The following is a 9937-nucleotide window of genomic DNA, read 5'->3' as shown; positions in this document are numbered from 1 at the left end:
AGAGCAGCCTAAGTTCCTGGCATTGGGAATCAGAGTCCCTCAGGGTTCCCCTCACGGACCTTTCCGGGGTCAGAGGTCGAGGACCGCCAGGCCATCGGCCACCACGACCCCGTCGTGCAGCACCGTTCGGTCCTTGCCCCGGTCCATCACCGCGCTCGTCGGGGTCTCGCCGTCCACCAGGACCAGGTCCGCGCGGTCGCCGACGGCCACCCCGGGCCGGTCGGCGACGCCCGCCAATCGCGGGACGTCGTGGCTCATGATCGACGCGCCGCCGATCGTCGCGACCGCGAGGGCCATCTCGATCAGCTCGTCGCGGCGGAAGCCGTGGGTGAAAGCCAGCTGCCAGGTGCGGTCGAGGAGGTCGCAGTTGCCGTACGGGCTCCAGTAGTCGCGCTGGCCGTCCTCCCCCAGCCCGACGCGCACGCCCGAGGCCGTCAGGTCCGCGAGCGACAACTGCCGGTCGACGGACGGCGCGACGGTCGCCATCGCGATGTCCAGCTCCGCGAACGTGTCGATCAGCCGGCGGCTCACCGCTTCCGAAACCGACCCCAGCTCGTACGCGTGCGACATGGTCACTTTGCCCCGCATGTCCAGCGCGCGGACCCGCTCGATCACCAGGTCGGTCGAAAACACGCCGAGATGCCCCGGTTCGTGCAGGTGGATGTCCACCTCGACGCCGTGCTTCTCGGCCAGCCCGAACACGACGTCCAAGTGCCCCTTGGGATCCTTGTCGAGCGAACACGGATCGATCCCGCCGACGACCGACGCGCCCGAACGCAGCGAGGCCTCCAGCACGTCCACCGTGCCCGGCTCGCGCAGGATCCCGGCCTGCGGAAACGCCATCACCTCGACGTCCGCGTGCCCGGCGAACCGCACCTTGGCCGCGAGGACCGCGTCGAGCTTCTCCAGCTGGCAGTCCACGTCGACCTGCGCGTAGGTGCGCACGCGGGTGGTGCCGTTCGCGATCATCCGCTCCAGCGTGCCCGCGACGCGCTCCGGCAGCGGGACTTCGGCGTCCCGCCAGTTCTCGCGGTCGTTCAGCATCATCGCCCACACCCCCGGCGCGCCGGTGTGCGGCCGGAACGGCAGCCCGATCCGCGTCGAGTCGAGGTGGACGTGCACGTCGCTGAACGACGGGAACAGCAACCGCCCGCGCCCCTCGACCACGTCCGGCCCAGGCGCCGCCGCCGGATCGTGCGGCCGGACCGCGGCGATCCGGCCGCCGGCCACCTCGACGTCGCTGCGCTGACCGCCCCAGGGACGGACGTCACGGATCAACACGGAGAGCACCTTTCTCAGCGGGAGCGCTTTGGTATACCAAGAGTACCGGATGTGGATTCCCGTGCGAGCGTGTCGGCCGCGTAAGCTCCCCAGCGAAGCCTGCCCGGGGGACGCCGATGAACGAGAATTCGCCGATAGCCGCGCGGTACCGCCTGGATCCGGACTGGGCATGGCTGACTTCCCCGGCCAGCGTCGCGCTCGACGGCGCCTTCACCTTCGTGCACCGGATGAGCGCGACCGACGTGTTCCGCGCCTTCGACATCGACCCCGGCTCGGCGCGCCTGATGACGGCAGAACAGGCACTCGGCGATCCCGTGCTGCGGACAGCCAGCTTCGACGAAGGCCCGCAATGGATTCGCGTAGCGGAGTCAGGCGACTGGACAGTCGCAGTCGAGTATTCCCAGCAGAAGACCCACGTCGACGGTGTCGCGAGCCACCTGGCTCGCGACACCGAGGTCGTCTTCGTCGCCGCGAATGAAGGCGAGCCCGCGGTAATCAACTACCTCTCGCACGGTGAATACGTCTTCGCCCTAGAGTGCGGCGCACCGTACGACACGCGCGGCGGCCGCCGCCCGCGCTTGTTCGACGAAGAGATGTCCGAGGCCGGTCTCTTTGATTTCATCCCGATCATGCCGATCGGCGATTGCGTGGTCGCGATGATGGCGATCCTGGGGCGGCACCTCGGATTCAGCCTGACTCCGGAGACTGTCAACGGACCGCTCCCCACCGCTTATCGCATGCACCTGTACACGCCGCCGAATCCGCCGCTCAGGGTCAACCCGCAAGCAGGCGCAGAAGCCGAGCAGTCTCCGAAGCCACCGCCGTCCTCCCCAGCCTGACGTACTTCCTCGGGTCCACCGCCTCCGGCTGCTCCGCCAGGAACTGCCGCACCGAGCGCGTGAACAGGCCGTTCAGGTGCGTTGAGATATTGATCTTGGTCATCCCGCTCACCACCGCACCGCGCAGTTCTTCGTCGGACAGGCCGGACGAGCCGTGCAATACCAGCGGGACCGGGACGGCGTCTCGCAATCGGGTCACCAGCGAGCGGTCCACTTGAGCGGTCCGCTCCACCATCGCGTGGGACGTGCCGACAGCCACCGCCAGCGCGTCGACTCCGGTCGCGGCCACGAAGTCCGCTGCTTCGGCCGGGTCGGTGCGGGCACCGGGGGCGTGTACGCCGTCCTTGCCGCCTACCTCGCCTAGTTCCGCTTCCACTGCCACGCCCGCGTCGTGGCACAGGTCGGCGATTTCGCGGGTCGTGCGCAGGTTTTCCGCGTAGGGCAGTCGCGAGCCGTCGTACATCACGCTGTCGACGCCCAGTGCGATGCCTTCGCGGATCAACTCGGGGTCTTCGATGTGGTCCAGGTGCACCAGCATGTCCACAGACGCGCGGCGGGCGATTGCCAACGACGCCACGGTGATCGGGGCCAGGCCGCCGTGGTAGCGGACGCAGTTCTCGCTGATTTGGAGCACCACCGGCAATCCGGCTTGTTCCGCGCCGTCGGCGATGGCCTCGGCGTGTTCCAGCATGATCACGTTGAACGCGCCCACGGCGGCGCCGCGCGCACGGGCGGCGGCCAGCAGCCGGGGCAGGTCGGGGCGGGTGATCATGCGGGGGCTCCGTTCAGGAATCGGCGGTAGGCGGGCAGATCGACCTCTCCCGCGACTGGGCGGAGGACGGCTGCGGCGCCCAGTGCGGCGGCAGTGCGCAGGGCTTCGATCAGGGGACGACCGGCGGCGAGGGCGGCGGCCAGTCCGGCGGTTGCGGCGTCTCCGGCACCGGTGGGGTTGCCGTGCACGCCGGGGATGGCGGGGACGGTGAAGACACCGCCCGGGGTGTAGGCAGCGATTCCGTCGGCCCCGCGCGAAACGACGGCCAACTCCGCGCCAAGGCGGAGAAGCGTTCCCGCGCCGGAAGCCTCGTCGGCCGTAGAAGTTGCGTCGAGCAGCTCAGCCCGGTTCGGCTTCACGACAGCACCGGCCCGCGCAGCGGCCAGCAGAGCTGGACCAGATGCGTCGACCAGTGTCCGTACCCCGGCTTTCCGGGCGATGCGGACCCACTCCGCGACCAGGTCCGGCGAGGCGCCGCGCGGCAGGGAGCCGGAAACCGCCAGGAATCCGGCATCAGACAAGCACGCGGCCAGGCACCTGCCGAAAGCCGTCCATTCCGCTTCGGACACTTCCGGGCCGGGTTCCGTATAGACAGTGGGGTGACCGTCCCCGGTCACCGTCACGGTGGTGCGGTTCTCGCCGGAAATCGGGACGGCGTCGAACGGGACGTCCAAGGCAGAACCGAGCCACCGGCCCGCGTCCCCGCCCAACGGGAGCACCGCCTTGACCGGGACGTCCAGTGCGGCCAGCACCCGGGCGACGTTCACGCCCTTGCCGCCTGGGCGTCGCCGCACCTCCAGCACCCGGTTCGTGTCGCCGGGCGTATGGGTGCCGACCCGGTAGGTGACGTCGATGGCCGGGTTCGGCGTCACGGCGACGATCATCAGGCGAGGATGACCGAGCGCGTCAGCGAACGCGGGCGGTCGGGGTCAAGGCCGCGCCGGGCGGCCAGCGCGACGGCGAAGCGTTGCGCGACCACGAGTGCGGCCAGCGGGTCCAGGTCGTGGTGCACGAATCGCGCGCCGGTGCGGGCGACCTCGTCCGCGAGTCCGGCGGGGGGCTCGCCTAGCGACCAGACGAGACGGCCTGGCTGAGCGATCGCGATCGGGCCGTGGCGGTAGTCCATGGCGGGATAGGACTCGGCCCAGAACTGTGCCGCCTCGCGGGTTTTCAGCGCTGCCTCGCAGGCCAGGCCGACGGCGGGGCCGCGGCCGACGAAGGTGACCTGTTCGGCGTCGAGCAGGTCGTCGACCGGTTGGGCCAACGCGTCAGCGCAGGCCGCGGCGAGCTGGTCGATGTCGTCGCCCAGGCCCGCGCGCAGCAGCGCGAGTGCGGTGGTGGCGAACCGCGTTTGCACGACGGATTGTTCGTCGGCGAAGGAAAGCTCGACGACCTCGTCCGCGAGTGCGGCAGCGGGGCTGTCGCCGACCGCGGTGATCAGCACGGTGCGCTGCGCGGGCAGGGCGGTGAGCAGGTCGATGATCTCGGTCGTGGTGCCGGAGCGGGAGATCGCCACGACGCGGTCGTATTCGCGCGACGCCGGATACTCCGAGCCGGCGAAGGCGTCGGTGATCCCGTGGCCGCGTTGTTCGCGGGCGACGGCGTAGCTCATCGCGATGAACCAGCTGGTGCCGCAGCCGACGACCGCCACTCGTTCGCCCGGCTGGGGCAGGGCGGCGGACGGGGCGAGGGCGGCCGCGGCGCGCCACATCTCGGGCTGGGAAGCCAGTTCGGCGGCCACGAAGGAGCCGGGGGCATCCGGAAGGGAGGACACGGGATGAAGGCCTTTCGATCCAGGGCGAGGGACGTGATCGCCTCCGTCAGGGTACTTGAGTGATTTTGATCGGTCTAGGCGTTCACATGCAGATTCGCTCACGCGGTTGCGCCGACGCGCGCTCTAGGATCAGCGCCGGACCGCCTCCGACCAGGAACGAGAGACCCGGCATGACGCCCCGGCAACGCTTGAACGTCCTGCTCGAATTGGTGAGCGAACGGGGCAACGTCACGATTTCGGAGATCGGCGACGCGCTCGACGTCTCCCCCGCGACCGCTCGGCGGGACCTGGCGAGCTTCGCTGATCACCCGCACCCACGGCGGGGCCGCCGCACCGGCTACGAACTGCCGCTGCAGTACAAGACCGCGCGGCAGGCCGAGGCGAAGACCGCGATCGCCGCCCGCGCCGCCGACCTGGTGCGGCCAGGGGAAACCGTCGGCAGCAACGGCGGCACCACGACCACCGAGGTCGCCCGCGCGCTGGGCAAGAGCGAGCGGTTCGTCCGCACCGACGGCGACACCGGGCTGACCGTCGTCACCAAACGCGCTCAACATCGCCTACGAGCTGCCTGTCCGTGCGCAGGTCAAGATCGCCGTGACCGGCGGCAGTCCTGCGAGCTGGTCGGCCCGCTCGTCTCGGACGCGCTCTCGGCGTTCGCGCTCGACACGGTCATCCTCGGCGTCGACGGCCTGAGCGCACAGTATGGCGCGACTAAGCTGCACGAGGGAGAAGCCGACGTTCGCCTGCAGCTGCCGGCTCGACGCGATCGACGTCCCGGGCACCGACTCCGAGGTGCCCGCGTCGTTCGCCGCCGACCTGGCCGCGGCCTCCGGGGAGCTCGTCGTCGCCGGACGAACCGCCCGTTGCACATTTCTGATTGTTTTGCCATGATGCAGATCAATATCACGCAGAAGTGAGGTGGCGACGTGGCGAACCGCGGGATGCTGCGGGTCGGTGTGGTCGGAGTCGGCCTGCGGGCCGAGATCGCCCGGCACGTAACGGAATCCGGGGTCGCGGCGGAGATTGTCGCCGCTTCGGATCCCGATGAGCGAGGCCGGGCGCGCGCACGCGAAATGTTCGGCGCCATCGAGGTCGTGGCCGGACATCAAGAACTCGCGAAGCTGGTCGACGCCGCGATTGTCACCTCACCGGACTGGACGCACGCCGAGATCGCCGTCGACCTGCTCCGCGCTGGAGTGGCCGTGTACCTCGAAAAGCCGCTCGCCACAACGCTTCCCGACGCGGACGCGGTCCTCGCCGCCGCCCAGGAAACCGGCACGAAGCTCTACATCGGACACAACTTCCGGCACGCGGCCGTCGTCCGCACGCTGCACGACGTCGTGACCCGCGGCGAGATCGGCGAGGTGAAAGCCGTGTGGTGCCGTCATTTCGTCGGCAACGGCGGCGACTACTACTTCAAGGACTGGCACGCCGACCGCAGCCGCGTGAATTCCCTGCTGCTGCAGAAAGCCAGCCACGACCTCGACGTCATCCACTACCTCGCCGGCGGCTTCACCCGCCGCGTCACCGCGATGGGCGACCTGGCCGTCTATGGCGAGATCACCGACCGAAGCGGCCAAGGCGACCGGCTCGCCGACGACTGGTTCTCCTTCGACAACTGGCCCCCGGCAACGCAAACCGGCCTCAACCCGGTCGTCGACGTCGAAGACCTCTCGATGGTCCACATGCGACTCGACAACGGCGTCCTCGCCAGCTACGAACAATGCCACTTCACGCCCGATTACTGGCGCAATTACACCGTGATCGGCACCGAGGGCCGCGCGGAGAACTTCGGCGACACCGGCGGCGGCGCGGTAAAAGTGTGGAATCGCCGCCGCGGCTGGTCGCTGGACGGAGACCTCGAGCACCCGATCGACGGTGTCGCATCAGGACACCAGGACGCCGATCTCCTTACCATGACTGAATTCCTGCGTTACGTCGTGCACGGCGACCCGCCGGAACTGTCGCCGATCGCCGCCCGCGAGGCCGTGGCGACGGGCGCACTCGCCACGCAATCCCTGCGCTCCGGCTCCGTGCCGATCGACGTCCCTCCCCTCCCCGAAACGGTAGCCGCCCACTTCTCCCCGCCGGAAGGAAACCGCAGATGACCCCACCCTCCCGCCGTCCCCGCCCGCAGCGCTAGCGCGAGGGAAGGAAAACGATCCCATGCGCGTGCGAACCCTGACCCGGCGCGGGTTTCTCCGCGGCGCGGCAGCGATGGCACTGGTGCCCGCCGCCGCGGCCTGCGCCGAGGCGCCCGCCGCCACGTCCGGACCGGTCACCGTCGAAATGTGGCACGGCCAGAACGACACCGGCCTCAAAGTCCTCAAGCAACTGGTCGCCTCGTTCGAGCGCGAGCACCCCGACATCCGGATCGACCTCGGCGGCGGCGTGCTCGCCGATGCCATGCTGCAGAAGGTGACCGCGGCGCTCGCCTCCGGTTCCTACCCGGACATCGCCTACATCTTCGGCTCCGACCTCGCCAGCATCGCCCGCAGTCCGCGCGTGGCCGACATGGACGACGTCGTCAGCCAAGACACCCAGTTCTGGAAGCCCGCGCTCGAAGCGGTCACCGTGAACGAGCGCGTCCGTGCCGTGCCCGCGATGCTCGACTCGCTCGCCGTCGCCTGCAACAAGAAACTGTTCCAGGACCACGGCGTTCCGCTGCCGGAGGACACCTGGCGCTGGCCGGATTTCGTGGCCGCCGCGAAGAAACTGACCAACCGCGACCAGGGACAGTTCGGCACCGCCTGGCCCGGCGCGGGCGACGAGGACACGGTCTGGCGGCTGTGGCCGATGATCTGGGACCTCGGCGGCACCATCGTCGGCCAGGACGGCCGCAGCATCGGTTTCGCCGACAGCGGGGTGCGGGCGCTCGACGTCATCCGGCAGCTCTCCGCCGACCGCAGTGTCTACATCGACCCGAAACCGGGCTCCGAGCAGATGTACCAGGCCTTCGCCTCGGGCCGGATCGCGATGGTGCCGACCGGTCCGTGGCAACTGCCCGACATCAACGACGCGGGGCTCGACTACCGCATCGTCCCGCTGCCCACGTTCAGCGGAAACCCGATCACCATCTCCGGCCCGGACACCTGGACGGTGTTCGACAACGGCGACCGCCGCCTCGCCGCGGCCAAGACGTTCCTGCGCTGGCTGACCGCGCCGACCCAGGACGTCGTCTGGGACGTCGGCGCCGGCAGCCTCCCGCTGAGCGCCGAATCGCAACGCCTTCCGGAGTGGCAGCGGAAAACCCGGGACACCGCGGGCCTTTCCGTGTTCGTCAAGTCGCTCGAGAACTCGCACGTCCGCGCCAACCACCCCGCCTACCCGCAGGTTTCGCAGGCCGTCGCCGCGGCGATCGTCTCGGTGCTGCTCGGGCGCGCGACCCCCGCCGACGCCATGCGCGACTGCGCTTCCGCGGCCAACGCCGCCCTCATCATCCCCCGTTAGGACCCCGCCCATGTCCGTACATCCCGGCCCGATCACAGTCGCTCCGGCCGCCAAGACCCGGCGCCGCCGCGAGACCGCCGCCGCCTGGGCCTACCTGAGCCCGTCGGTGATCGTCATCATCGGCCTCGGCCTGGTGCCCGTGGTGTGGTCGCTGATCCTGTCGTTCCAGGCCGACGACCTCGTCACCCCGTCCCGGTTCGTCGGCGTCGACAACTACGCGGCGCTCGCGCAGGACCCGCACTTCGGCCAAGCGGTCGGCAACACGCTGCTGTACACGGCGTTATATGTCCCGCTGAGCATCGTGCTCGGCCTCGCGCTGGCGCTCGCGCTGAACCGGCGGGTGCGCTTCATCGGCGTGTACCGGACGTTGATGTTCGTGCCGTTCGTGCTGTCGGCGACCGCGCAGGGCGTCCTGTTCTCGTTCATCCTCGACCCCGAATTCGGCGTCGCCAACTCGCTGCTGCACCGGATCGGCCTGAGCCAGCAAGGCTTTCTGACCGACCCGTCGCAGGCGCTGCTGATCCTGGTCGCCATCACGCTGTGGAGCGGCACCGGATTCTGCATGGTGGTCTTCCTGGCCGCGCTGCAGGACGTGCCGCCGTCGCTCGTCGAAGCCGCGCGGCTGGACGGCGCGGGTCCATTCCGGATCCTGAGGCACGTCACCCTGCCCGCCGTGCTGCCGGTGACCACGTTCCTGACGCTGTGGCAGCTGATCCAATCGCTCCAGGTCTTCGACCTGACCTACGTCACCACGAAGGGCGGGCCGCTCGGTTCGACCACGGTGATCGTCTACTTCATCTGGCAGCAGGCGTTCCAGAACTTCACCGCCGGATACGGCGCCGCCGCCGCGTACGTGCTCGCCGTCGTGCTGCTGGCGCTCGGGCTGGGCGTCCGGCTGCTGCGCCGCAACAAGGAGGCTCGATGACCACGCGCGCGCACGTTGCCCCGGTTTCCGCGGCCCGGCTGCCTGATGTCGCGCGCCAGCGCCGGCGCTGGCGGCTGCCGTTCAGCCCGTGGCATCTGCTGCTGGCCCCGCTGGCTCTGGTGTTCGCGGCCCCGCTGGTGTGGCTGCTGCTGAGTTCGGTGATGAGCAACGCGGAGATCAACCGGTTCCCGCCGTCGCTGTGGCCGTCCGGGATCGACTTCTCCGGCTACCGGTACGTGCTGGAGAACGCGCTGTTCCTGCGCTGGTTCTCCAACTCGCTGATCGTGTCGGTCGTGACCGTGGCGGCCAACCTCGTGTTCGGCTCGCTCGGCGGTTACGCGTTCGCGCGCATGCGGTTCCGCGGTTCGAAGGCGATGCTCGGGCTGATGATGGCGACCATGGCGGTGCCCTTCCAGCTCACCATGATCCCGACGTTCCTGGTGATGAAGAAGCTCGGCCTCATCGACTCGCTCGGCGCGCTGATCGTTCCGTCGCTGGTCACGCCGTTCGCTGTGTTCCTCCTGCGGCAGTTCTTCCTGTCGCTCCCGCGCGAGCTGGAAGAAGCGGCCTGGATCGACGGCTGTTCACGGCTGCGAGTGCTGGTCCGGATCGTGCTCCCGCTGTCCCGGCCCGCCTTGAGCACCGTCGCGGTGCTGACCTTCCTCAGCACCTGGAACGACCTGACCTGGCCGTTGATCGCGATCAACCACGACACCCAGTACACGCTGCAGCTCGGCCTGACCACTTTCCAGGGACAGCACCACACCAACTGGGCGGCGGTGATGGCCGGGAACGTCATCACCGTGCTGCCGGTGCTGCTGGCGTTCCTGGGCGCGCAGAAGACGTTCATCCAGTCCATCACCTCCAGCGGCCTCAAAGGCTGACGAGTCGTCCAG

At 69.4% G+C, this 9937-nt stretch carries 10 protein-coding genes; 6 read left to right on the top strand and 4 right to left on the bottom strand.

The window, feature by feature from the left end; genetic code table 11:
* Window positions 1–69: 69 nt before the first annotated feature.
* Window positions 70–1281: an amidohydrolase family protein gene (locus ACFORO_RS33175; protein WP_377896702.1), complete on the bottom strand. Its 1212-nt coding sequence runs from the start codon at window positions 1279–1281 to the stop codon at window positions 70–72.
* Window positions 1282–1397: 116 nt separating this feature from the next.
* On the opposite strand from ACFORO_RS33175, the gene ACFORO_RS33170 reads away from it, so the two are divergent.
* Window positions 1398–2120 (top strand): DUF6461 domain-containing protein, encoded by a 723-nt coding sequence (locus ACFORO_RS33170; protein WP_377896701.1) that lies wholly within the window; start codon window positions 1398–1400, stop codon window positions 2118–2120.
* Here the strand turns inward: ACFORO_RS33170 and ACFORO_RS33165 are convergent.
* From ACFORO_RS33165 to ACFORO_RS33155, 3 genes are read right to left on the bottom strand one after another with little or no spacing between them, the layout of a single operon-like run.
* Window positions 2056–2892 carry a class II fructose-bisphosphate aldolase gene (locus tag ACFORO_RS33165; RefSeq protein WP_377871774.1) on the bottom strand — a complete coding sequence of 279 codons (837 nt, stop codon included), beginning with the start codon at window positions 2890–2892 and terminating at the stop codon, window positions 2056–2058. The genes ACFORO_RS33170 and ACFORO_RS33165 overlap by 65 nt on opposite strands.
* Window positions 2889–3776, bottom strand: a complete 888-nt coding sequence (locus tag ACFORO_RS33160) for a 1-phosphofructokinase family hexose kinase (RefSeq protein WP_377871775.1) — start codon at window positions 3774–3776, stop codon at window positions 2889–2891. The genes ACFORO_RS33165 and ACFORO_RS33160 overlap by 4 nt, the downstream gene beginning before the upstream one ends.
* Window positions 3776–4603, bottom strand: coding sequence for an SIS domain-containing protein (locus tag ACFORO_RS33155; protein ID WP_377871790.1), 828 nt, complete (start codon window positions 4601–4603; stop codon window positions 3776–3778). Before ACFORO_RS33155 ends, ACFORO_RS33160 begins: the two co-directional genes overlap by 1 nt.
* 233 nt (window positions 4604–4836) lie before the next feature.
* Here ACFORO_RS33155 and ACFORO_RS33150 point away from each other — a divergent pair, with 233 nt between their 5' ends.
* From ACFORO_RS33150 to ACFORO_RS33130, 5 genes are read left to right on the top strand one after another with little or no spacing between them, the layout of a single operon-like run.
* Window positions 4837–5583 carry a DeoR family transcriptional regulator gene (locus tag ACFORO_RS33150; protein WP_377871777.1) on the top strand — a complete coding sequence of 249 codons (747 nt, stop codon included), beginning with the start codon at window positions 4837–4839 and terminating at the stop codon, window positions 5581–5583.
* 9 nt (window positions 5584–5592) lie between these two features.
* Window positions 5593–6774 (top strand): Gfo/Idh/MocA family protein, encoded by a 1182-nt coding sequence (locus ACFORO_RS33145; RefSeq protein WP_377871778.1) that lies wholly within the window; start codon window positions 5593–5595, stop codon window positions 6772–6774.
* Between the two features lie 58 nt (window positions 6775–6832).
* Window positions 6833–8116, top strand: coding sequence for an ABC transporter substrate-binding protein (locus ACFORO_RS33140; RefSeq protein WP_377871779.1), 1284 nt, complete (start codon window positions 6833–6835; stop codon window positions 8114–8116).
* Window positions 8117–8126: 10 nt separating this feature from the next.
* Complete coding sequence (locus ACFORO_RS33135) at window positions 8127–9041, top strand: carbohydrate ABC transporter permease (protein ID WP_354750951.1); 915 nt, start codon at window positions 8127–8129, stop codon at window positions 9039–9041.
* Window positions 9038–9925 (top strand): carbohydrate ABC transporter permease, encoded by an 888-nt coding sequence (locus ACFORO_RS33130; RefSeq protein WP_377871780.1) that lies wholly within the window; start codon window positions 9038–9040, stop codon window positions 9923–9925. The genes ACFORO_RS33135 and ACFORO_RS33130 overlap by 4 nt, the downstream gene beginning before the upstream one ends.
* The last annotated feature ends 12 nt before the right edge of the window (window positions 9926–9937 follow it).

The organism is Amycolatopsis halotolerans (assembly GCF_042647905.1).
GTDB classification, from domain to species: Bacteria; Actinomycetota; Actinomycetes; order Mycobacteriales; family Pseudonocardiaceae; genus Amycolatopsis; species Amycolatopsis halotolerans.
Note: the sequence above shows the minus strand (reverse complement) of the source record. Positions and strands in the feature narration are given on the sequence as shown.

Excerpts from the sequence above, each read along its gene's own strand:
- ACFORO_RS33155 (WP_377871790.1), bottom strand. The coding sequence starts at position 4,603 with ATGTGGCGCGCCGCGGCCGCCCTCGCCCCGTCCGCCGCCCTGCCCCAG.
- ACFORO_RS33150 (WP_377871777.1), top strand. The coding sequence starts at position 4,837 with ATGACGCCCCGGCAACGCTTGAACGTCCTGCTCGAATTGGTGAGCGAA.
- ACFORO_RS33165 (WP_377871774.1), bottom strand. The coding sequence starts at position 2,892 with ATGATCACCCGCCCCGACCTGCCCCGGCTGCTGGCCGCCGCCCGTGCG.
- ACFORO_RS33135 (WP_354750951.1), top strand. The coding sequence starts at position 8,127 with ATGTCCGTACATCCCGGCCCGATCACAGTCGCTCCGGCCGCCAAGACC.
- ACFORO_RS33130 (WP_377871780.1), top strand. The coding sequence starts at position 9,038 with ATGACCACGCGCGCGCACGTTGCCCCGGTTTCCGCGGCCCGGCTGCCT.
- ACFORO_RS33140 (WP_377871779.1), top strand. The coding sequence starts at position 6,833 with ATGCGCGTGCGAACCCTGACCCGGCGCGGGTTTCTCCGCGGCGCGGCA.
- ACFORO_RS33160 (WP_377871775.1), bottom strand. The coding sequence starts at position 3,776 with ATGATCGTCGCCGTGACGCCGAACCCGGCCATCGACGTCACCTACCGG.
- ACFORO_RS33170 (WP_377896701.1), top strand. The coding sequence starts at position 1,398 with ATGAACGAGAATTCGCCGATAGCCGCGCGGTACCGCCTGGATCCGGAC.